A 21,446-nucleotide genomic window follows, 5' to 3' on the forward strand; every position below is an offset into this window, starting at 1 on the left:
CGCCGAGAAGAGGGTAGCGAGCGCATAATTTTACCCCAGTTTCCCGAGGTATCGGCCACGCCACCGAATGTACTCCGTACTTGCGAGCGCAGTGAACCATCCGGACACGCTTAATCGGTACTACGGGCTGTTCAACCGCCGAATACTCCGTGCCGTGGCCGAGTCGGGCGTCGACGTCGACGTCGTCTCCCCGCGTCCGTTCGCGCCGCCGATCGGTCCCTACTCGGCGTACGCGTCGCTTCCGCAGACCGAGGCCTGGGGAGCGTACACCGTCCACCATCCGCGGTTCCTCTACCTCCTGCCCAAGCGATTCTTCTACGGGCTGGCCGGCGAGTCGTTCTCTCGCCGGGTCCCGCCGTACCTGGATCGCGAACTCGACGTCCCCGACGTCGTCCACGCGTGTCACGTCTATCTCGACGGCTACGGAATGCTCCCGTACGTCCGCGAACACGAGCTTCCGCTCTTCGTCGTCGCCCACGGAACGATCCTCAACACCTACGAAACGCTCCCGAGGGCGGTCCGACGGAACGTCCGCGAGACGCTCGACGAAGCGACCGGCGTGCTGTGTGTGAGCAACGCCCTCGCTGATCGAGCGCGGGAGTTGACGGATTCAGACACCGTTTCTACCGTCCCGCTCGGGGCGGACCCCGACCGGTTCCCCGTGGGGAGGCGCGAGCAGATACGTCGGGAGTTAGACATCGACGAGGACGCGACCGTCGTGCTGTTCGTCGGTCAGTTCACCGAGGCGAAAGGCGTTCGAGAGATCTTGGAGGTGCTTCCGCGGATCGACGATCCCGACGTCACGTTCGTGTTCGTCGGGCACGGCGGCGGGTTGAGCGACGAGTTGCGCGATACGCTTGCGACCGCCGGACGGTCCCCGAGACTGGTGTTCGACGGGCTCCCGCCGCTCGCGCTCCGGCGCTGGTTCGCCATCGCGGACCTCCTGTGGCTCCCGAGTCACACGGAGGGCCGCCCGACGGTCATCTATGAGGCGATGGCCTCGGAAACCGCGGTGCTGGCGTCGTCAGTCGGAGGAGTCCCGGAACAGGTCGTCGACGGGGAGACGGGAGTGCTGGTCGGCCCGAGGGACCCCGACGGGCTCGAGGCCGGTCTCAGATCGCTTCTCGGCGATCCGACGCGCCTCCGCGAGATGGGTGTCCGGGGGAAACAGCGCCTCCTCGAACGGGGCTGGACGTGGGACGAGCACGCGAAACGGGTTCGCAAACTCCACCGAGAGGCCCTCGAATGACTCGGCGACAGAACGACGAGGGGCGGACGACGGTAGTCGCGTTCACGTCGCACCGCCCGACAGAGGTGGTCGGTCCGCTTCGGGAGAGCGACCTCGACGCCGAGGTCGTTTGCGTCGCGGCGGACGGTTCGTTCGTCGATCGGTGTGTCGAAACCGTTCGGCGGACTCGATCCGCGCTGCGGAGACGGGACCCGGACGCCGTGTTGCTCGACTGCTTCGAGGTGATGGGCGTCCTAGTGACCCTGTTATCCATGGCGTACCGTGTCCCGGTCGTCGCTCGACTGGTCGGGGACACGTGGCTGCGGTTCGAGAACGCGATCCGGGACGCGAGGGCCGCCGGTCGGTACCGCCGCGCCGCGTACTACCGACTCGCGCTGTCGATCGACGAGTTCGTCTTCGCGCGCGCTATCGGCTTCGTAGTCGTCTCCGACGCGCTCGGCGAGATCGTCGCGGAGCGAACGTCGTGTCCCGCGGACCGGATCCGAACGGTTCCGGTCCCGGATCCGGCACTTGAGGCGACCGCAGACGGAGGGGCGTCCGCCGCCGGCGCGGACGGCAACCGAGACGCCGGTCCCGCCCGGAAACACGGCATCGAAGCGGAAACGGTGTTGCTGACGGTCACGAACCTGACGTACCGGGCCAAACTCCGCGGCGTCGACACCGTCCTCGACGCGGTGTGTCCGTTGTTGGAACGCGATCCGGGCCTCGCGTACGTCGTCGCCGGCGGCGGAGAGTACGCCGACGCGCTCGTCCGGTCGCTGGAGGAGCGCGACCTCGATCCCGGGGTTCGGTCGCGGATCCATACGCTCGGATTCGTCGACGATATCGGAGCGCTGTACGAGCTCGCGGACGTCTTCGTGTACGTCTCCTTTCTCGACGGCTATCCGCGCGTGGTGCTCGAAGCGCAGGGAGCGGGGCTACCGGTCGTCGCGAACGACGCGTTCGGAATGCGAGAACAGGTGGCTCACGGCGAGTCGGGTGCCCTCGTCGACCCGTCGGACGCCGACGCGCTCCGACGTGAGCTCGAGGCGCTGATCGCGGATCCGGCGCTGCGGAGGCAATACGGTGAGCGCGGTCGAGATCGGCTTCATCGAGAGAACTCTCCGGCGGCAGTCGGCCGACGCCTCGAAGAGGCACTGGTATCGATTATCGCGAAACAACGCGGCGAACGTCGGTGAGGCGAGTCGATGCCGCCAGCTACGTCTCGTCACCGACCGCCGCCAGCTACGTCCCGCTATCGATCGTCGTGATCCGCGTTCGGAGCGCCGAACCGACGTCCGCACGAAGGGAGATCACCGGTCGCATTCGCTCTCGACCGTACGCCTCGAAGTAGGGAGACCGGTCGACCGACGCGTCGCTCGCACCGGAGGCGGACAGCGTCGCCAAGTCAGTCTCGGCCCGGCTGACGACGAACCGGTCGCCCTCTCGTTCCCGAACGTCGATATCGGGGTGAACGTGGTACCGGGCCGTGTACGTCTCGTCCGGATCACCGGTCACGCGGTCGGTGATGAGCCACTCGTCGCGGTCGACCGAGACGGTTCGTCGATGCTCGTACGAGGCTCCGACGACCCGACTGCGGGCGTGTCGCGCTTCGAGGAAGCCCGCCGTTTCCTCGATCACGTCCACGGAGCTCCGCTTTCCCATCAGATAGCTCCTGCCGATTGGAATCGGTTCGATTTTTCCGTACTGTACCGTGTTGTGGGCGGCGACGCTCCGCGCGTAGTTTCGTCTGGGATTCGAGCCGTAGTCGTAGACACCGGTGTCCGTCAGGACCGGTCCGCCGTCGATCCACAGCAGCACCGACAGCTGATCGTTATGTGAGTGTGCAGGCAGGTGGGGAGGACCGACATCGCCGACGTCGACTAACAGGGTCCCGGACGCGGACGGGAGGAGTCGGTACCCTGATCCGTCGGGGTGTGCGAGTGAACGGGCGGTCGGCGACAGCGAACACGCTCGGGCGTACGAGAGACACGAAGCGGCTTCGATCGACTCCTCATGCACCGAATCGTTCAACAGCGGGATCCGCCCCGACGGGGCGACGAGAGAGCGCAAAAAGCCGAGGGCGTGCCCCACGACGGCATCGAGGGCGACCGTCGGTCGGCCCGCGGACGACAGGAGGTCAATCGCCGTGATGTAGCGTCTGAGAACGGTCACGTGATACATCGGACTGCGTTCGAAGTGACCGCCGTCGCGAAGGAACTGCGTCCGTGCCGCGTCTTTGAGAATCTCGGCGCCGGTCCGCACCCATCCGGTGTCGTGCTCGCGGAACAGGACGCCGGCGACCACGAGGGCGACCGCGTTCTCGATCAGGTGATTTCCGCCGACCTCGCGTTCGACGTGGTTGTCGAGGAACAGCGCGTTCTTGTAGATCATCGCGAGGAGTCGGTCGGGAACAGCGACGCCCTCGCCGGCACACCACGCGACGTACCGGCTCCAGTGGAGCACGCGCAGCGACACCGAGTGCGGTATCCACGAGCGGCGGAGGTACGAGTGCTCGCCGATCGACCGCGCTTCGTTCCACGCGAGTCCCTGTTCGAGGAGGGGCGGCCGGATCGCCGCCGCCTCGTCAGCTGTCGGGGACTCCCACCCGAGTGCCAGCCACTCGAACGACTCGAACCCCTCGAGCTTGAGCCGCCAGAACAGCGGTTCGCGGTCGATCCGTTCGTCGTCCCAGTCGATCGGAACGCCGAGGTCGATCGGCCGGTCGAGGAAGGCGTATCTCCCTGCCGCCGCCTCCGCGGCCGCCGTTCGGAACCGGTCGCGCTCCGCGTCCGAGAGCGACGCCCGAAGCCGTGAGAGGTTCTCGCGTATCGGCTCGGTGGTGACGCGGAGGGCCGCGGGAACTCGCTGCGCGTATCGAGCGTCGAAATCGATCGGGAGCCGTGGCACTACCGCGTGACGAAGCCGTCGCTCGGCGATACCGGCGAGTTGTACGCCCGTCATGTTACGCACCGTGTGGTACGCGAGCGGCCAGTCTGTCGGTCGGGTGAGAAGCGAGCCGCCGTCCCCTCCGCCGTCGCCGTCGGGAGGCGCGGATCCCGAAGGTGAAGCCCACCGCGCCGAGCCGTCCGTCGACCAACGAATCGACTGATTCGGCGTGGCGTCCGCCGCGTCTACCGACCGTTCGGTCGACCCCTCCACCGACTCGTCCGTCGACCCCTCCACCGACTCGTCCGTCGACCCCTCCACCGACTCGTCCGTCGACCCCTCCACCGACTCGTCCGTCGACCCCTCCACCGACTCGTCCGTCGATCGGTCAGATTGCCCCTCGCTCATCGCCCGACGACCTCTCTGAGGATCCCGTCGAGACGACGAGCGACGGTCCGGCGATCGTACCGCTCGATCACGTGCTCGCGGCCCTTCGCTCCGAGCGTCTCTCGCCGGTCGACGTCCGCGAGTAGCTCGTCGAACGCGGAGGCGAGCTGCTCGGGATCGTTCTCGACGACGACGCCGCCGCCGGACGCTTCGATCAACGTCCGGATCTCCCCGGAGCCGGTGGCGATGACCGGAAGCTCACACGACATGTACTCGTACGCCTTCGTCGGGACCGCGTACGCGAGCGTCGGCTGCTGTTTTAACGGCGCCACCCCGATCGTCGCGTCGTTGAGCACGCCCGGAATCTCGTCGCGGGGGAGCAGCCCGACGAACTCGACCCGGTCGCCGAGGTCACGCTCTGCAACGATCCGCTCTAACTCGGCCCGGAGATCGCCGTCACCGACGATCCGAAGGGTCGCGTTGGCGGCGGTAACCGATTCCATCGCTCGGACGCACGACTCGAGGTCCTGGGCGTGGCCGACGTTTCCCGTATAGACGATCGTTTGCTCGGTCGGGTCGCCTTCCGGTCGGTACTCGTCGGTGTCGACGCCGTTCGGGAGGTGTCGGATCCGCTCGTTGGGGACCCCGTACAGCTCGGTGAGCCGATCGCCGAGGACGGTCGTGGTGACGGTGACTCGGTCGGCCAGTCGAAGCACGAGCTGTTCGAACCGTCGGCTCGCCCGCTCGATCAGTCCGCCCGGAGAGACGAAGCCGAGTCCGACGGCGGCGTCGATCCAGAGGTCGCGGACGTCGACGATCCACGGCTTCCCGCCGATCCCGCCGACGACGAGTCCGGGAAGGCCCGTGAATATCGGCGGCGACGAGGTCACCACCGCGTCGTACCCTCGGTAGTTGAAGACGAGCCAGAGCAGCGCGTGGAGGGGAAACAACACGTAGTACGCCAGACGGCTGAGGAAGCTCGGATCGTCGGCAGTCGGCTGCCACGCCCAGAGGCGGTGGACGGTGACGCCGTCGGCGACGCTCGTCGTCTCTCGCTGCCAAGATCGCTGGAACCGTCCGTGCGGGAACGACGGCGGCGGAGCGAGGACGGTGATGTCCCATCCCTCTTCGGACAGGTGGCGGCACGTGTCGCGGATCCGGGACGCGTTGCCCGATCGGTCCGGAGGGTAGTGTTGTGAGACGACGACGGCACGGGGTGTGTTCTCGGCCATCAGATCCCGACAGGACGGTCGGTCGAGACGCTGACGCGGGAGCCGCAGGCGGACGCCCCAACAGACAAGTGCGATTCGTGTCTCCGCGCTCCGGTAGTGCGATCGACTCCGTTCATTATCGGTCGATACCCGTGGAAAGGGCTTTGTTACGGACGTGTTAAGTGCTGAATCACGACCGGACGCATGGCGCGTTCCGACGGCTCGAACCGTTCGAACGATGCAGTCCGACGGTTCGCATCGGGCCGATCGGGCCTCAGCGCTCTCGAACGAGCGTCTCGAGTCCCGAGGCGAGATCGATCGACGGGGCGAAATCCAATCGCTCGCGGGCTCGCGTGATATCGGCGCAGCTGTGTCGAATGTCTCCCTCCCGCGGGTCGGTGTGAACGATCGGAGACGAGCTGTCGGCCGCGTCGCGAACCTGCTCGGCGAGGCGCTCTATCGTGACCGATTCGCCCGTTCCGACGTTGTATGCAGCGCCGACGTTGTCGGTTTCGGCCGCCAGTCGGTTCGCTTCGACCACGTCGTCGACGTGGACGAAGTCGCGCGTCTGTTCGCCGTCTCCGTGAACGCGGATCGGGTCGTCGCTTCGCGCTCGTTCGAGGAACGCGTCGATGACGCCGGCGTAGTCGCCGCCCGTCTGGCCGGGACCGTAGACGTTGAAGTAGCGGAGCGCGACGGTTTCGACGCCGTATAAGTCGTGGTATAGACGGGCGTACCGGTCGAGCGCGAGCTTTTCGAGGCCGTACGGCGACGTCGGTTCGAGCGGATCCGTCTCGGAGATAGGGACGCGTTCCGGGTCGCCGTACACGGCCGCGCTGGAAGCGAGCACCGCCCGCGCGTCGTGACGCCGCGCCGCTTCGAGCACCCGGAGCGTGCCCGCGACGTTGACCGAGTGGCTCCGAACGGGATCGTCGACGGACGCCTCGACGCTGACGATCGCCGCCTGGTGAAACACGGTGTCGACGCCGGCCATCGCCTCGTCGAGAGTCTGCTCGTCGCGGATATCGCCCTCGATAACGCGTACGTCGTCCGGGGCGTCGCCTCCGGGGGTAACGTCGAGGACGCGGACCGTTGCCTCGGTGCGGAGCGCATCGGCGAGCGCCCCGCCGATGAAGCCCGAACCTCCCGTGATCAACACGCGCTGACCTTGCATTATGAAGACCGCTTCGCGGGTATCGGTGTTTAGTAGGCGGTGCCTGGAGGGGGGTTCACCCGTGGTTCCCTCACTCGACGGTGACGCTTTTCGCGAGGTTTCGCGGCTTGTCGATCGGTCGCGAGAGCATGTCGGCAGCCATGTACGACACCAACTGAAGCTGCACGTTCGCGAGGATACCGGCGACGTCGTGGTGGGTGTCCGGGATCCGAAGCACGTGGTCCGCGTAGTCGTCGACCTTCGTGTCGCGGTCGGCGGTCACGGCGATGATTGGCGCGTCCCGGGCACGAACCTCCTTGACGTTGTGGAGCGTCTTGGTGTCGTCGCGTCCGGTGAAGACGGCGAACACAGGGGTGTTAGCGGTGACGAGGGCGAGCGGCCCGTGCTTGAGTTCGGCCGCGGAGAACCCCTCCGCGTGGTCGTAAGTGATCTCCTTGAACTTCAACGCGCCTTCCAGCGCGACCGGGTGTGCGATGCCCCGGCCGATGAAGAAGTACGAGTCGGCGTCGTGGTACGTGGCCGCGACGGACTCCGCGGTCGGCTCGTCGAGGATCCGCTGTACGTCGTCGGGGAGCGCGGCGAGCGAACTGAGCAGGTCACTCGACTCGCGGGGCGTCCCGCCGTTGGTGTCGTAACTCAGCCGCTCGCTGAGGAGGATCAGGGTCGCCACCTGTGAGGAGAACGACTTCGTCGCAGCGACGCCGATTTCCGGGCCGGCCCGGATGTACACCGTGTTTTCGCACTCGCGCGTGATCGTCGACCCGACGACGTTGGTCAGCGCGAGCGTGTGTGCGCCGGTTCCCTGGATGCTTCGTATCGCCGAGAGGGTGTCTGCGGTCTCCCCGCTTTGGGTGACCGCGATAACGAGGGTGCTGTCGTCCACCGGCGGCGGGTTCGAACCGTACTCACCGGAAAGGAACGCATGCGCGGGGATCCCTCGATCCGAGAGCAGGGTCGTCGCGTAGAGCGCCGCGTGGTATGAGGTTCCCATCGCCACGAGATGGACCGTATCGATTCCGGCAAACGCGTCTTCGGGGAGTTCCTCGAACTCGACGCGACCCTCCAGCGGATCCGCCCGGCCCCGAATGGCCTGTCGCAGCGCGGCGGGCTGTTCGTAAATCTCTTTTAACATGTAGTGGTCGAACCCGCCCTTTCCGGCGTCGTTCGGGTCCCAATCGATGGTCTCGAACGGCCGATCTACCGAGTTGCCGTCCGTGTCGGTTATCGTGTACCCGTCCGGGTGCATCGCGACAACGTCGCCGTCGTGGAGGTAGGCGACTTCGTCGGTGTACTCGAGGAACGCCGGCACGTCGCTCGCGAGATAGTAGGCGTCGGATGCACGCCCGAGTACGAGCGGCGAGCCGCTTCGGGTTCCGAACACGGTGTCGGTTCCCTCGAAGACCGCGGCGATGGCGTAGCTCCCCGAGAGCTGATCCACGGTGCGACGGAACGCCTCCTCCGGACCGTAGCCAGCCGAGAGGAACTCCTCGAGCAGGTGCGGGATGACTTCTGTGTCCGTGTCGCTCGTGAACTCGTGTGCGGACAGTTCGTCTTTCAGCTCGGCGTAGTTGTCGATGATCCCGTTGTGCACCACTGCGACCTGCCCGAGACAGTCGGTGTGGGGGTGAGCGTTCGCGTCGGTCGGCGGTCCGTGCGTGGACCATCTGGTGTGGCCGATGCCGGTCGTTCCGCGGACGGACGACTGGTCGATGGCGTCACAGAGGACGTCGATCTCGCCCTGGTGTTTCACCACGTTGATACCGTCGGGAGTGACGGTCGCGACCCCCGCGGAGTCGTACCCGCGGTACTCCAGGTTTCTGAGCCCGCTGAGGAGTTCACCGATCGCGGCTCCGGTGCCAACGCGCGCGGTGATTCCGCACATTACGCCACCACCTCCGCGTTCTCGGGGACATCACGACGGAGTGCGATGCCCGATGCGACGGTCCCGTGCGGGCCGACCCGGCACCCTGGCGTGATCGTGACGTTCGCCCCGACCGTTGCCCGGTCCGCGACGACACCACCGAGTCGCCGATCCGCGTATTCGGTCCCGTCGATCACGAGCGTCGCCGACCGCCCGGGTGAGACGGTACCGTCGCCGATCGTCGCGCCGCCACCGACGATGGTGTCCCGAAGCAGCACGTTCGCGCCGACACGCGAATCGGGACCGATAATCGAGCCCTCGAGAACCGCGTTCTCGCCGACGATCGTACTGGAGAGGAGACAGGTACCGCTCTTCACCACGGCGCCTGCCGACACCTGACAATCCGGGCCGATCAGCACGTTGTCGCCGACCACCGCGGACTCGTGCACGCGGGCAGACGCGCGTACCGGATCGGTGGCGTTAGCGAGCTCCGGGTGCGCGTAGAGGACCCGTTCGTTCGTCCGAAGCAGGTCCCACGGGTACGAGGGATCGAACCAGACGCCGTTCGGCGTCGCAGCGAGAACGGGGCCGTCCAGCTTATCGATCGCTCCCGTCAGCGGACGCTCCCCGTCGTCGAAATCCGTCTCTTCGAGCGCGTCGAAGATCGATCGGTTGAACGCGTACACGCCGGCGTTGATGCGCGCCGTCACGCCGTCACCGTGCTCGTCGATCCGATCGACGAGCCCGTCTTTGACTCCGACGGTGCCGTACTCCTCAGCGTGGTCCGACGCGGCGACCGCGAGACACGCGGCGGCGTCCGACTCGGTGTACCGATCGGCGGTGACGCGAACCATCGTCTCGTCGATGACGTTGTCGCCGTTGACCACGAGGAACTCGTCGTCCACGTGGTCGGACGCGGTCTGCAGCGCGTGTCCGCTCCCCAGCTGCGTCGACTGGGTGACGTAGGTGAGATCGACGCCGCGGTAGGAGTTCCCGAGGTGGTTCTGAATACGAGTCCGTCCGTGACCGACCACGAGGACGACGTGTTTGACCCCGTTTTCGACGAGCGCATCGAGCGGGTACTCTAGAATCGGTCGTCCGGCGATCCTGAGCATCGGCTTCGGCTGGTACCGGGTGAGCGGTCTGATGCGCCGTCCCTCGCCGGCCGCGAGGACGACCGCCCGATCGAGCGTGCTCATCTCTCGACCCCGGTGTCACTCGCCACTCCCGGACGATCGGGAGTCCGTTCCCGGCTATCGATCGTCTCTTCCCGGCTATCGACCTCGATTTCACGCCCCTGTGGGCATGTTGCGTTATGTCGGAGGAAACCTCGATCCATGCCCATTCATGCCACAGGTGAGGGCATTGTAATGCGGAACCTTGCGACCCCTCATGGAGACGCCGTCAGCCGGGGGCGAGCCGCTCAGACCGTTATGACACTCCTACTACTCACGACGCGTAGCATCCCGGAGTGTCCGGCGAGAAGCCACGAAGGCGGGAAAATCGGCACTTTCGAGGGTGTCAGCGTGAAGATCGGAACGGGGGCTACTGGCGAAGCGTCACGAAGTCCTCGGTGATTTGAACGGCGTAGCCGCAGTAATCGAAGGAGAGGGTAACGCCCGCCCGTCCGACGGCGGAGTCCTGACCGAAGAGCCCGTCTACCGCTTCGGGATCGATCGCATCGGCCAGAAGCGGGAGTTCACCGGGGCTCACCGACTCAGCTTCGGCCACCGCTCGAACGATCGAAACTGTCGCTGACGTGTTAGGTGTGGTCTTGATGCGTTCGACTACTGCCATGCCATCGGCCGCCGTGCGAGGTTTAGTACTTTGGGACATCGTGTGCTCTCAGTCCTTGAGTTTCGTACTACACCGAGATAATAAATAGTATCGATCCCCGTCTGATCCCCCTGAGAGCGGGAAATTCGACGGACTCCGCCGCCCCGACCGCCGGTAATATTCGGCTCGAGACGCCACGTTCGAGATCGCGGTGACCGGGCCACTGAAGAAAGTATAGTGTAGTGACATCAACGGCGTTTGAGCGATATCACCGAGCGTTGAGCGACAGCAGAGTCAGACGTCGCGTTCGGGTCTCGGAGAGGGCACATGATCACTCGAATAATCACAGCGTATCGAAGATATGGCGCGTATAGTAAGTACTGGGGAGGCCTATTGATGGATCGTACCGTGGCTGGTGTCGTCAATCCATGACCCCGGATGCCCGCGTCAGTTACGGTACGGGCCCCCGCTTTTCGTCGATCGATAACACAGACGAGCGATACGGCTCTTAGATCCGCTGGCGAGTGACGGACCCGTCGCCGTGACGGTGAAGAGACCGCCTCCCGACTGGACGCAAGACATCCTGCGCGGTCATCGGTTCGAGAGATGACTCAAGAATTCATACAGCATCAGCGCCGGTATGGCGCTTTCCGGTGGAGTACAGGCCGACACCGGAGAGTTCGTGACCGTGACCGGCGACGCGGCGCTACCGCTCGCCGTTCGTCCAGCCGGACGCGTTCAGTCGTCGGGTGGGTCGTTCCCAATCGACATTCTCCTGCCGTGCCGCCTCACCGCTCGACAGACGGTTCCGTGGGAGACACTCAAGACAGCCGTGGACGGTGCCGCCGAGTCCGAACACGCGCACGAACTGCCGACTCACGGCGGATCCGCAGCGGCTACACCGACGATTGACGTCTGTTTCGCCCGTTGTATCAGCCATATCGCTCGAATGGAACACTGCGTGTATTAGTATACACAGAGTAGCGGTAGCGGGCCTCGTCGGGAATTAGTTTGATTCCTGTTAACACATCTTGATTCAATAGTATCGTAGACCGATCCGGAACCGATTAGGAATTCTCGAGCGCAGAGTGGATTCGCGGCGTCGCCGTCTCGCCGGCTCGAAGCACTTCCGAGCCCGCGACGAACGCTCGCTCGACGGTTGGCGTCGGCGACGGATCGACGACGATGAGGTCCGCTCTGGCCCCCGGCTCGATCCGACCACGGTCGTCGAGTCCAGCGATCTTCGCCGGGTTTCGAGTGACTCGGTTGACTCGCGTGAACAGCGGTTCGCCGGTGTCGACGAACGGTGCTGCGAGCAGCGATGCCGGATGGTAATCCGAACAGAGCGCGTCGAGAACGCCGACTTCGATCGCGTCACGAGCGGACAGGTTGTTCCAGAGGCTTCCCCCTCGAACGAGGTTCGGAGCGCCCATGACAGTCGCGAGGCCGAGTTCCGTCGCGCGCCGAGCCGCTTCGAGGGTGAGCGGATACTCGCTGATTCCGGCGCCGTGGTCGGCCATCGTTTCGACGTCGACGCGGCGCTCGTCGTCGTGAGACGCGAGCGGGGCATCGACGCGTCGTGCGAGGTCCGCGATCCGCTGGATCCGTCGGTTCCGATTCCCGTCGTCCAACTCGCTTCGGTCGCGCGCGGCGGCCTCGACGGCGTCGGTCGGCCAGTTTCTGTCCTCGATGTAGTGCCGTTTGAACGACTCGTCGTCGTACTGACCCGTTCCGGGCGCGTGATGCATCACAGACACGAGGTCGACGTCGACGGCCTCGATGAGCTCCTCGACCGCGGCCGCGCTCGAGTCCGCGAGTTCACAGCGAGCGTGCACGCGGTTATCGCCGAGGGTGTCGGCGCCGCGTTCGATGGTCTCGGCGAGCCGAGACGCGTTCTCGAGGCTCCGTCCGTCGTCGGGCGCCTCCTCGAATGCGAGCGCGTGAAACTTCGTCGTCACGCCGTGCAAGAGATTCACGCGGTCGGTCGCCGCGAGCGCGTTCAGCGGATCCGTCTCGGCTCCGGCGCGCGGTGCGAACTGCCCCTCGATGTCGTCCCCGTGGAGGTCGACCAGACCGGGCATGAGAACTCGGCCGCCCGCGTCGACGGTCACCGCCCGAGTCGAGATGTCGTCCGCCGTGCGGCTAACCCGAACGATGCGCTCGTTACCGATGACAACGCAGCCGTCCTCGATGACGCCGGACGGGGTGACGACCGTGGCGTTGCTGATCGCAGTGAGTCCGCTCATGGATTGTCCTCCGTCCGTCGCCCCCAGTCGATACGCGGAAGGGACGTGTTACCTCGTCCGAGAGATGGGAGCGGCGCGCTACCGTGCTGTTTGCTCGTGGGGACCACCATGGCGCTCTTGTTCATCCGTCATCAGCCTAGTAATGCTGTAATTAAGCGGCTTCAACCGGGCGTTCAGGGTCTCGTCTCCCCGCGGTACGCGGTGGATACTAATCAGTAAACCTCTCGGTAGTAACGGTATGTCAAGTGACGTTTTACGCCACGCGTCCATCCCCCGCGCGATCGATCGATCGACACAGGTCGGCTCCGGCGGTGAGTAGCGAATGGCTGGAACCAGCGGTGCCGACGAGGAGGTGACGACCAACGTCTCTCTGACACTTCTCTCGAGCCCGCTCCGGCGGGCGGTGTTGCTGTCGATTTACGATTCGGAGGCTGACGACGCTGACGGGCTTCCGGTGGAAGACGTCATGACTGGCCCGGTGCCCGAGCGCGTACAAGTGGCACTGTATCACAATCACCTGCCGAAACTCGAAGAGTTCGGTATCGTCCGGTGGGACCGCCGAGCGGAAACCGTCGCCGAAGGAGCGGCGTTCGGACGGATCAGACCGTTTATCGAGTGTCTCGAGCGCAACCGAGAGCGGCTGCCCGACGACTGGCGACCCGAACCGGGACGGTGAGACCTGGCGGGCTCGTGACAGATTCGCCCGAGACTAGTCAAAGGAGTCCCCCTCGTTGTTCGGGACATATCGAGAGCGATCGAAATCGACGGGCGGCGGCTCGGTAACGACGCGCCCGCCTACGTTATCGCCGAGGCCGGGGTCAATCACAACGGAAGCTTACAGCGGGCCAAGCGGCTCGTCGATATCGCGTCGCAGGCCGGGGCTGACGCGGTGAAGTTTCAGAAGCGAAAGCTTCGAGAAACGTACCTGAACGAGACCGTCGACGACCCGTCACGCTCGGAGATGGGCGTTCAGTACACGGTCTCGAACCTCAAGGAGGTCTCGTTGACCGACGGGGAGTTCCGCGACCGAGAGGCGGTCGGTCTCGACGCCCGTCGCGCTGTTCGCGTTCAACCGTCCGGACACGACGGCGAAGGTGTTCGAACGGATTCGAGCGGCGGAGCCGCCCGAGCTGTGTCTCGTCGCCGACGGACCGCGTCCGGACCGTCCCGACGACGAGGAGAACTGCGCCGCGGTCAGGGACGTCCTCGCCGACGCAGACGTACGGCTCGTGGGGGTCGAACCCGATCGCCGCATCCGGCCAGACGCCGTAGTAATTCTCGCGGTCGACGACGCTCGCCCACCCGTCGCGGTCGGCTACCGGCCTCCGTCTGAACGCCGCGTCCGCGCCGAGGTGCTCGTCGACGTCACCGGGGACGAACGGCTCGCACGCCGCCGCCGACCGCGGCTCTCGGAAGACCACGTCGTCGAGCAGTGGGTAGACCGTCGCGACCGCGTCCCGGACGATCGGGTCACTCACGTCCGCAGTGTGGTTAACCAGCACCGTCGGCGTGTCGAGGTGTTCCGCGGCGACGTACGCGAGGAACAGCAGTACTCGCCCCTTTCGTCGGCGGTCGTAGATGCTCCCCTCGCCGTTGATCACCACGACGTCACACGCCTCGATGGCGTCGCGCTGGTCCGCGAACAACTCCCCGTCGACGACGCGTTTCGCCGCCCGGTCGTATTCGTCGACGGAGAGCGGTACGGCGTCCCAGCGGCTGGTCAGCGACTCGTATCGCTTCCACGCGTCCCGTCTGTTCCCACCGGCAGTGAGTCGTAACGCGCCCAGTGTCCGCCGTCGGGCGTCCGTGACGTCTCCGGCGACGCGCGCCATCCAATCGGTGACGCCGGGAGCGCGCGTCAGCAGTCGGTCCGAGCGGTGGAGGTCGTCGAGGTACGCGGTGCTGTCGATCGTCGCCCCCGTCGATTCGACGAGCGAGCGAAGCGCGCGCGCGTGGTCCCGCGACACCCCCAGTTGCTGCTCGTCGTCGTATCGTTGACGAAGTGAACTCGGGGGTCAGACATCGGCGAAACTCGAGTAGAAGGTGATTTCACGCCCGATCGCCTCGACCAGCGTCAGGTCCTCCGGGGTGTCTATCTCGAGACTCAGCGGCTTCGGCATCACGTGAAGTCCGACATCGCCGCCGACCCGACACTCCTCGCGTTCGAGCACGGACGTTTCGACGGCGTATATCGACCCGTTCTCGCGGTATCGCGGATCGAGTTCCTGCCGCATCGCCCGCTCGCTCGGGTCGTAGTTGATCGGCTCGGCGCCGCCGTCGGCGTCCGAATCGGTACGCCAGTAGAACCCGTGGTCGCGACGACAGCTGAGCGCGCTGTCGTACTCGCCGTCGGTGATCAGCCGGACGACGGAATCGATGTCGCCCTCGCGGCGGAGCGGCGAGGTACACTGTAACAGCACGACAACGTCCGGGTCGATACCGTCGGCGCGTATGACACCGAGCGCGTGTAAGAGCGCGTCTTCCGTCGGGGAGCGATCGCCGGCCAGATCGTCCGGTCGGTCGATGACCGTCGCGCCCGCGTCACCGGCGACGCTCGCGATCTCTTCGTCGTCCGTCGAGACGTACGTCCGATCGATGCGCTCGCTCCGGAGCGATTGGTCGATCGTGTGCGCGATGAGCGGCGCTCCGAGGAAGGGAACGACGTTCTTTCGCGGTATCCCCTTGCTCCCTCCGCGAGCGGGGATGACGGCGACGACATCACCGCAGACCTCGGCACGGCGGGGGTCAGTCTCACGGGATTCGGTCTGTTGGGACTCGCTTGCGTCTGTTTCCGGGGTAGTTGATACGCCGTCGGCCGGGTCGTCGGTGACTGTCTCGTCGGTCATGCTGTTGGGTCGATATCGGTGTCGTCGGAGCCGTCGGAGTCGATCGCGCCGTTCGATGCCTCTGCGGTACGGATCTGCTCGATCGCCCGTGGAACCGCTTCGAGCGCGGTCGGCTCGAAGATACGACTCGTGTCGAACGGTATCGTTCCGCGCGCCGAGCGCTCGGCGTCGACGAGGTCCGTTACGGATGCGACCGGCGTGGCGACGTCCTCGTCGACGAGAGCGCGGAGCTTGATCGACCCCGGGAGATCGAAGAGGTAGGTCCGGAGCCCGAACCGAAGTCCCTCGTACACCGCGGTCGAGTAGACGCCGACTTGGGCGGTCGACGCTTCGAACAGTTCGTACAGCGACTGATCCGAGCCGTCCGCGACCTCCACGTCCGCGGCCGCGAGCCACGGATACGATTCGGGATATCGAGCGACCTCCGCGGGATGGAGCTTGTACACGATGTCCGTCTCGAAGCCGGGTTCGTCCGCGAGCTCCGCGGCGAACTGCGACAGCTGCTCGCCGATCGTCCCCTGAGAGACGAACACGATCTGTTCCCGCTCGACGGCCCCCTCGCTGGTCGGTTGCTGTGACTCAATGAACGGGTACCCCACCGGCAGCACCCGTTCGTCCGGGATCGGATACTCGACCGCGTCGCGCCAGAAGCTTCCGTACACGAGCAAGTAGTCGGGGAACATCCACTTCCGCCTGCTCGGTCCGGGGAACGAATACCCCACGTGGTACGGGTCTATCACGCCGTGTTGCAGTTCGACGACGGGAACCGCCTGCCGCTTACACGCCTCGATCTGAATGGCCCGCTCGCGCCCGTAACTGACCGTCACAACCACGACATCCGGGTCGACTCGTTCGAGGATCGCTTCGTAGCTCGGCCTGAGCTGTCGGCGCGAGGAGAGCGAGTGCGCGACCATCTCGTCGATATCCACGTCGACCTCGAACCGCTCGCGGATCGCGGCTTCGAGCCGCTCGATGCGCTCCGCGTCGCGCGTGGCGAACTCCCAGTCTGCCGCGAAGCGACGCCGAAGGTCAGCCAGCCGCTCAATCGGGTCCAGGTATCTGAGTTGGTGAGTTCTGGCCGGGCGTCGGTGTCCGTGCTCGCGACCGCTTTCGAGGACCGCGATATCGCAACCGAGCCGCTCGATGACGGGATCACAGCGGACGTTCCACCACTTTCCGTCGTCGAGGCGCTTCCGGCGCGGGTGCGTGAAGAACAACACGTCGGCGTCGGGGGTGAAATACGGGTTGTGGGTCGAAATCGATCGCAGGATGTCTCCGACCGCGGCGCCGGTCGATCCGTTTGAGCCGCGCTCGTGTGCCGCGCCCAACAGCCCGGTAGCCTCGAGGATTCGCTTGTTGACGTCGAACCGTATCCGTTCCCAGACCGGCACATCGTCAATGAGCCAGTTGAACAGGTCGAGGTCCGCTTCAAGCTCCAGAAACGCCTCGTGAGCCGAGCGAAAGGTTCGCTCCGTCGGCGACTGGGGCTCGGTCGGGTCCGCCATCGGCCCGTCGGGAGCGATGTCTCGGTTCACGCTCCGACACCCGCGATGGTATCGTATACGTCCCGGAGACGTCCCGCGTCCCGATGCCATCCGTACGTCGTCTGTACCGCCTCTCGCGCGTTCGTACCGAACCGTTGTGCCGTCTGGTCGTCCGACAGCGTCAGGGCCGCCTCGGCGAGCGCTCGCAGTTTCTCACGACCCGTGATGTTCGCTTGTTCGTCGTCCGAGCCTGCCATGTCGATACCGATCAACGACAGACGAGCCTCATAACAAATCAGCACCTAACGGGACTGGTCGCGACTATCGGCTTCGATCGACACGCCCCCGCGAGGACAGCGCACTCGCGGTCAGGCACTCACTGCGTGCAGATCAGACACGGCTCGTCAGCGTCGGAGCCGGAGGGTGAGCGCCACAGTTATCGAAAGGTGCCTTGCGGACGGCGATCGCTCGGTACCGACGAGCGTTCTCAGATTTTCTGGTATCATACTAAGACATTCATTATAGTGAAAACATGTAATAAACAAAGTACTTAACACAGATAACGGCTGATTAACCACTGCTATGGCACACGAACTGGATACAGGCCCGGACGACGAACGGGCGACGACAAACACACGCGTTCGCAGCGACACAGCGGCGGACGGTCAGCGTCGCGAGACCGAGCGGACGGTCGGACGACGGAAATACATGCAACTTGGCGCGACGGCAGCAGCGATGGTAACGCTCGGCGTCGGGGGTGCAAGCGCTACTCCGGATCGGAGCGGAATCGCGTTCGATCGGGTGATCGACGCCGTCGACGAGCTCGGCGCTGACCCCGCGGGCACCGAGCCGGTAAATCGACAGCTTACGGATCTCCCACCGCACGCGCTGGTCAGGTTTCCGGAAGGGAAGTACACGATCGACGGACGAGTGGATCTCGTGGACCCCGGTCGGATCGGGTTCGAGTCGGTCGGCGACGCGACGTTTATCGGTACAAAAGCGGGCTCCGGCCTGAACGTCGTTTCGGCCGACGCAGTGTACTACGAGGGGTTTACCCACGCCAACGCGGAGGGGTCGATCCGGCACCGATTCGACGGGGCCGAACTCGTTCGCGTGAGCGACATCACCGATGGTGACAAGACAGCGGCAAGCGTTGACACGAGGAACCCCGAGAATCTGCTGGAGATCGTCGCGAGCGACACGGCGGCCACGTACGACGTGACGGTCTCCGGCTGGATACGTGCGGTCGACGACGGCCACACGCCGCCCGACGTGGACGTGTCCGGCGGCTGCGCCGAAGGCGCGGTCGCAGGCGGCACCCACGCGTTCAGCTGTACCGGTGCGATCACCGCAGTCGACGTGACCGGCGACGCGGAGGTTCGGCTGAACGGAACTCCGCTCTCCGTCGGTCGTGACGCAGCGGTAGTCGACCCACGGCTCACAAACGTCGCCCGTATCGATGGGGCCGAAGGCCGAGAGCCGGCCCGGTACGAGTTCACCGCGACGGGTGACGTCGCGCTCGACACGGAGCGAACGACCCATCGGGACGACGGGTGGGAGCGATTAGTACGGAATCCGGAACGTGGGTCCGTCACGGGTCGCGTCGGCAGCGATGTCGATACCTATCGCTTCTCGGGCGGTATCGAAGTGCTCGAAGTCGACGGCCCCGCCCGCGTCTCGATCGGAACTGAACAGTGAGGAGACGGCAGACGGGTTCAGCCTGTCAGGCGGCGGTGTCGCTGGCGGTGTGGTTTCGGAGCGACGCGGCACCTCGCGGAGGCGTTCACCGCCACGCAGTCGCGGACACGTAGGCGCCCTGCTTGGCCGTGATCCAGGCGGTGGTGCGCTCCTGGTCCGTCGGATCCCTCGGGTGGAGCGTACACTCGTCCGGCCGATCGTCGTACCTGACGACCGTTCCTTGTAGTATCGACTGCCGATCAGACGCCTCGCCGCGCATGCGAGCCATCCCACCGTCGGTCCGATCGTAGTCGTCCGGTCCCTTGCCTGAGGACATAGTGATCGAAACGGCAATACCAACTATCGTAATGTGTTACCTATCTCACTCTATCGGCGGTTGAGGGACAGATAACGGCACAATCGACCTCGCTGTGCAGTTCGCGAGCGGGTCACACCTCCGTTAGATTGATTATCACGGATACCGTACGTCAGGTAGGAACCCGGTCGCGAGCTAACGACCAGTTTGTGTGCCAGCAAAATGTACGTTACCTGTCCGGGTTCCCTTCTTACTCTGTGAGAGGCGTCTCGGCTTCATCGGTCGTGGCCGTGCCCCGGAACGCTGGCTAGCGATAAGCACCTAACAAACGCCGCTTAGTTCGTTCATAATCATACCTGATCGATACGACGTACCGCGTATGCAAGCAGTCGTACTCGCCGCCGGAAAGGGGACCCGTCTGCGTCCGCTCACAGACGACAAGCCGAAGGTACTCGTCGAAGTCAACGGGAAGCCGCTTATCGAGGACGTGTTCGAGAATCTGATCGCGTGCGGCGCGAGCGAGTTCATCCTCGTCGTCGGATACAAGAAAGAACAGATCATCGACCGGTACGGGGACGATTACAAGGGAGTCCCGATCACGTACGCACACCAACGAGAGCAGCTCGGGTTAGCGCACGCGATCCTCCAAGCAGAGCCGTACGTTGACGACGACTTCATGCTGATGCTCGGTGACAACGTGTTCCGCGGGAATCTCGCCGACGTCGTCAACAGGCAGACCGAGGAGCGCGCTGACGCCGCGTTCCTCGTGGAAGAGGTCCCCTACGAGGAGGCCTCGCGGTACGGTGTTCTTGACACCAACGAGTACGGCGAGATCACCGAGGTCGTCGAGAAGCCGGACGATCCGCCGAGCAACCTCGTGATGACCGGGTTCTACACGTTCACCTCCGAAATCTTCCATGCGTGCCATCTCGTCCAACCGTCGGATCGCGGCGAGTACGAGCTGCCGGACGCGATCGATCTGCTCATTCAGTCCGGGCGGACGATCGACGCGATCCGGCTCGACGGGTGGCGGATCGACGTGGGATTCCCCGAGGACCGCGACCGCGCCGAAGAACGGGTCTCAGAGGCCGAAAACGCGATGACAGAACAGGGAGAGGAGGTCGTCGTCGAGGATTGAGGCGTCGGTCACTGGCTCACGTGTCGAGGGCCGATTCCCAAGTCCCCGGCCTACGATGGCTGCAGTCGGCGGACGAGCGAAGTCACTTGTACCCCTCACTGGCGAGGTGATGGTTCATGACGGCCTCGATCCCGTCGACGATCTGTTCGGCGTCGATGCTCTCCACTTCGGACGTCCGCTTCCGCACCGTCCTGTCGAGTAGCTCCCACTTTCGAGTGAACTCGGATTCGATACCCTGTGAGCGGATCCGATCGGCTAACCGCTCGACGGCCCGGCCCTCGGCCGAAACGATCTCCTCGTAGTCGACGGTACCGCGTCGAAGCGCACAGACGAGGACGCCGGAACTGATGTCTCCCTCGCCGAGCTCGCGCTCCCAAGTGGTGATCCAGTTGCCGATCCGAGCCATCTGCTGGAGGTCACAGAGAATGCTACGGAGGGCCCCGAGTTCGGATCGATCGAACGAGGGAGAGTACATGAGATCGATACACGCGTACGGGAACATCGTCATGTTGTACGCGTCGTGGAGTTCCGCCTCGGCGCGGTTAGCCATCGCCGGGTTATCGTTGACGAGTCCGGAGTAGTCCATCGCGTTGAACGTCTGGCGGAGGTCGTACTCGAAGATATCGACAAACTCCGCGAACTGCGGCGCGTCCCTGATCGCGGAGTCGATAGCGTCCCACAGGTCCGCGAGGTATTCGAGAATACCGTAATCGACGTGGTCATCCTCCGGACTCGCGTGATCGGTCGCATCGGTACCGAACGGGATCCGCCGACCGGCGTCGAACGTCCCTCGGTCGCCGTCGCTCTCGGCCAAGTCGTCGAGTACCGTGACGAAGATCGTCAACAGCGTCTTCCGCTCGTACACGGCGGAGCGCTGCCGAGCCGGTACCGAGGTAAGCGTGAACTCATCGAACAGGTTATGTATCCATTTCCAGAGGAACCGGTCTCGGTTTCCAATGAGTCGATCGTATCGGTCCGCGAACGCTCGGACGGTCTCCGGGAGTTCGGTCTTGTTCACCTGCCGGGTGTACCCCGTCGGGTCCGGTCCGACAAATCCGTCGTTCGTCAGTTGCCCGCGAGCCTCGTGTGCCATGCTGAGAAATGTTACCTTAATTGTGTTAAGCCTTTTGTTCTTTTTAGATATGATGATAATAAATGAGTTACGGAGACAATCACGACGCTTCTGGTAAATTTTTATACGTTATTTTCGGAC

19 protein-coding genes and 1 pseudogene are annotated in these 21,446 nt (G+C 64.8%); 6 read left to right on the forward strand and 14 right to left on the reverse strand.

Annotation, left to right across the window (positions count from 1 at the left end; translation table 11 throughout):
* The first annotated feature begins 67 nt into the window (after window positions 1-67).
* Window positions 68-1,249: a glycosyltransferase gene (locus ACNSN4_RS15110; protein ID WP_418286671.1), complete on the forward strand. Its 1,182-nt coding sequence runs from the start codon at window positions 68-70 to the stop codon at window positions 1,247-1,249.
* Window positions 1,246-2,427, forward strand: coding sequence for a glycosyltransferase family 4 protein (locus ACNSN4_RS15115; RefSeq protein WP_418286672.1), 1,182 nt, complete (start codon window positions 1,246-1,248; stop codon window positions 2,425-2,427). Before ACNSN4_RS15110 ends, ACNSN4_RS15115 begins: the two co-directional genes overlap by 4 nt.
* A gap of 46 nt (window positions 2,428-2,473) precedes the next feature.
* Here ACNSN4_RS15115 and ACNSN4_RS15120 read toward each other — a convergent pair whose 3' ends face one another.
* From ACNSN4_RS15120 to ACNSN4_RS15155, 8 genes are all read right to left on the reverse strand, one after another.
* Entirely contained in the window at window positions 2,474-4,525 is a 2,052-nt protein-coding gene (locus ACNSN4_RS15120; RefSeq protein WP_418286673.1) for a heparinase II/III domain-containing protein, read from the reverse strand.
* Window positions 4,522-5,736 (reverse strand): glycosyltransferase family 4 protein, encoded by a 1,215-nt coding sequence (locus ACNSN4_RS15125; RefSeq protein WP_418286674.1) that lies wholly within the window; start codon window positions 5,734-5,736, stop codon window positions 4,522-4,524. The genes ACNSN4_RS15120 and ACNSN4_RS15125 overlap by 4 nt, the downstream gene beginning before the upstream one ends.
* A gap of 253 nt (window positions 5,737-5,989) precedes the next feature.
* Window positions 5,990-6,889, reverse strand: coding sequence for an NAD-dependent epimerase/dehydratase family protein (locus ACNSN4_RS15130; protein WP_418286675.1), 900 nt, complete (start codon window positions 6,887-6,889; stop codon window positions 5,990-5,992).
* A gap of 70 nt (window positions 6,890-6,959) precedes the next feature.
* Entirely contained in the window at window positions 6,960-8,771 is a 1,812-nt protein-coding gene (glmS, locus tag ACNSN4_RS15135) for a glutamine--fructose-6-phosphate transaminase (isomerizing) (protein WP_418286676.1), read from the reverse strand.
* Complete coding sequence (locus ACNSN4_RS15140) at window positions 8,771-9,949, reverse strand: sugar phosphate nucleotidyltransferase (RefSeq protein ID WP_418286677.1); 1,179 nt, start codon at window positions 9,947-9,949, stop codon at window positions 8,771-8,773. Before ACNSN4_RS15140 ends, glmS begins: the two co-directional genes overlap by 1 nt.
* A gap of 346 nt (window positions 9,950-10,295) precedes the next feature.
* Complete coding sequence (locus ACNSN4_RS15145; RefSeq protein ID WP_418286678.1) at window positions 10,296-10,586, reverse strand: HalOD1 output domain-containing protein; 291 nt, start codon at window positions 10,584-10,586, stop codon at window positions 10,296-10,298.
* Window positions 10,587-11,232: 646 nt separating this feature from the next.
* Window positions 11,233-11,466: a DUF7563 family protein gene (locus ACNSN4_RS15150; RefSeq protein ID WP_418286679.1), complete on the reverse strand. Its 234-nt coding sequence runs from the start codon at window positions 11,464-11,466 to the stop codon at window positions 11,233-11,235.
* 127 nt (window positions 11,467-11,593) lie between these two features.
* On the reverse strand, window positions 11,594-12,772 hold the full coding sequence (locus tag ACNSN4_RS15155; RefSeq protein ID WP_418286680.1) for an alpha-D-ribose 1-methylphosphonate 5-triphosphate diphosphatase: 1,179 nt from the start codon (window positions 12,770-12,772) through the stop codon (window positions 11,594-11,596).
* Between the two features lie 322 nt (window positions 12,773-13,094).
* On the opposite strand from ACNSN4_RS15155, the gene ACNSN4_RS15160 reads away from it, so the two are divergent.
* Window positions 13,095-13,448: a DUF7344 domain-containing protein gene (locus ACNSN4_RS15160; protein WP_418286681.1), complete on the forward strand. Its 354-nt coding sequence runs from the start codon at window positions 13,095-13,097 to the stop codon at window positions 13,446-13,448.
* Window positions 13,449-13,661: 213 nt separating this feature from the next.
* Window positions 13,662-13,730: pseudogene (locus ACNSN4_RS15165) on the forward strand (hypothetical protein); the annotation flags it as partial.
* 31 nt (window positions 13,731-13,761) lie between these two features.
* Here the strand turns inward: ACNSN4_RS15165 and ACNSN4_RS15170 are convergent.
* Genes ACNSN4_RS15170 through ACNSN4_RS15185 form a run of 4 tightly spaced genes read right to left on the reverse strand, consistent with a single transcriptional unit; the run spans window position 13,762 to window position 17,359 of the window.
* Window positions 13,762-14,739, reverse strand: a complete 978-nt coding sequence (locus tag ACNSN4_RS15170) for a glycosyltransferase family protein (RefSeq protein ID WP_418286842.1) — start codon at window positions 14,737-14,739, stop codon at window positions 13,762-13,764.
* A gap of 48 nt (window positions 14,740-14,787) precedes the next feature.
* Window positions 14,788-15,618 carry an acylneuraminate cytidylyltransferase family protein gene (locus tag ACNSN4_RS15175; protein ID WP_418286682.1) on the reverse strand — a complete coding sequence of 277 codons (831 nt, stop codon included), beginning with the start codon at window positions 15,616-15,618 and terminating at the stop codon, window positions 14,788-14,790.
* Entirely contained in the window at window positions 15,615-17,153 is a 1,539-nt protein-coding gene (locus ACNSN4_RS15180) for a hypothetical protein (RefSeq protein ID WP_418286683.1), read from the reverse strand. The genes ACNSN4_RS15175 and ACNSN4_RS15180 overlap by 4 nt, the downstream gene beginning before the upstream one ends.
* A complete protein-coding gene (locus tag ACNSN4_RS15185; RefSeq protein WP_418286684.1) occupies window positions 17,150-17,359 on the reverse strand; it encodes a hypothetical protein in 210 nt (69 codons plus the stop codon). The genes ACNSN4_RS15180 and ACNSN4_RS15185 overlap by 4 nt, the downstream gene beginning before the upstream one ends.
* A 451-nt stretch (window positions 17,360-17,810) precedes the next feature.
* Between ACNSN4_RS15185 and ACNSN4_RS15190 the strand changes: the two genes are divergently transcribed.
* Window positions 17,811-18,800, forward strand: a complete 990-nt coding sequence (locus tag ACNSN4_RS15190) for a hypothetical protein (RefSeq protein ID WP_418286685.1) — start codon at window positions 17,811-17,813, stop codon at window positions 18,798-18,800.
* A gap of 85 nt (window positions 18,801-18,885) precedes the next feature.
* Here the strand turns inward: ACNSN4_RS15190 and ACNSN4_RS15195 are convergent, their stop codons facing one another.
* Window positions 18,886-19,116 (reverse strand): DUF7511 domain-containing protein, encoded by a 231-nt coding sequence (locus ACNSN4_RS15195; RefSeq protein WP_418286686.1) that lies wholly within the window; start codon window positions 19,114-19,116, stop codon window positions 18,886-18,888.
* A gap of 358 nt (window positions 19,117-19,474) precedes the next feature.
* Here ACNSN4_RS15195 and aglF point away from each other — a divergent pair, with 358 nt between their 5' ends.
* Window positions 19,475-20,233 (forward strand): UTP--glucose-1-phosphate uridylyltransferase AglF, encoded by a 759-nt coding sequence (aglF, locus tag ACNSN4_RS15200; RefSeq protein ID WP_418286687.1) that lies wholly within the window; start codon window positions 19,475-19,477, stop codon window positions 20,231-20,233.
* Between the two features lie 82 nt (window positions 20,234-20,315).
* Here aglF and ACNSN4_RS15205 read toward each other — a convergent pair whose 3' ends face one another.
* Complete coding sequence (locus ACNSN4_RS15205; RefSeq protein ID WP_418286688.1) at window positions 20,316-21,326, reverse strand: hypothetical protein; 1,011 nt, start codon at window positions 21,324-21,326, stop codon at window positions 20,316-20,318.
* Window positions 21,327-21,446 lie beyond the last annotated feature (120 nt).

The sequence above is a fragment of the Halorubrum marinum genome (genome assembly GCF_048381195.1).
Lineage (GTDB): Archaea > Halobacteriota > Halobacteria > Halobacteriales > Haloferacaceae > Halorubrum.

Coding starts and splice junctions, on each gene's coding strand:
- ACNSN4_RS15195 (WP_418286686.1), bottom strand. CDS start 19,116: ATGTCCTCAGGCAAGGGACCGGACGACTACGATCGGACCGACGGTGGG.
- ACNSN4_RS15155 (WP_418286680.1), bottom strand. CDS start 12,772: ATGAGCGGACTCACTGCGATCAGCAACGCCACGGTCGTCACCCCGTCC.
- ACNSN4_RS15145 (WP_418286678.1), bottom strand. CDS start 10,586: ATGTCCCAAAGTACTAAACCTCGCACGGCGGCCGATGGCATGGCAGTA.
- ACNSN4_RS15115 (WP_418286672.1), top strand. CDS start 1,246: ATGACTCGGCGACAGAACGACGAGGGGCGGACGACGGTAGTCGCGTTC.
- ACNSN4_RS15175 (WP_418286682.1), bottom strand. CDS start 15,618: ATGACCGACGAGACAGTCACCGACGACCCGGCCGACGGCGTATCAACT.
- ACNSN4_RS15140 (WP_418286677.1), bottom strand. CDS start 9,949: ATGAGCACGCTCGATCGGGCGGTCGTCCTCGCGGCCGGCGAGGGACGG.
- ACNSN4_RS15125 (WP_418286674.1), bottom strand. CDS start 5,736: ATGGCCGAGAACACACCCCGTGCCGTCGTCGTCTCACAACACTACCCT.
- ACNSN4_RS15160 (WP_418286681.1), top strand. CDS start 13,095: ATGGCTGGAACCAGCGGTGCCGACGAGGAGGTGACGACCAACGTCTCT.
- ACNSN4_RS15130 (WP_418286675.1), bottom strand. CDS start 6,889: ATGCAAGGTCAGCGCGTGTTGATCACGGGAGGTTCGGGCTTCATCGGC.
- ACNSN4_RS15205 (WP_418286688.1), bottom strand. CDS start 21,326: ATGGCACACGAGGCTCGCGGGCAACTGACGAACGACGGATTTGTCGGA.
- aglF (WP_418286687.1), top strand. CDS start 19,475: ATGCAAGCAGTCGTACTCGCCGCCGGAAAGGGGACCCGTCTGCGTCCG.
- ACNSN4_RS15190 (WP_418286685.1), top strand. CDS start 17,811: ATGCAACTTGGCGCGACGGCAGCAGCGATGGTAACGCTCGGCGTCGGG.
- ACNSN4_RS15110 (WP_418286671.1), top strand. CDS start 68: ATGTACTCCGTACTTGCGAGCGCAGTGAACCATCCGGACACGCTTAAT.
- ACNSN4_RS15185 (WP_418286684.1), bottom strand. CDS start 17,359: ATGGCAGGCTCGGACGACGAACAAGCGAACATCACGGGTCGTGAGAAA.
- ACNSN4_RS15120 (WP_418286673.1), bottom strand. CDS start 4,525: ATGAGCGAGGGGCAATCTGACCGATCGACGGACGAGTCGGTGGAGGGG.
- glmS (WP_418286676.1), bottom strand. CDS start 8,771: ATGTGCGGAATCACCGCGCGCGTTGGCACCGGAGCCGCGATCGGTGAA.
- ACNSN4_RS15150 (WP_418286679.1), bottom strand. CDS start 11,466: ATGGCTGATACAACGGGCGAAACAGACGTCAATCGTCGGTGTAGCCGC.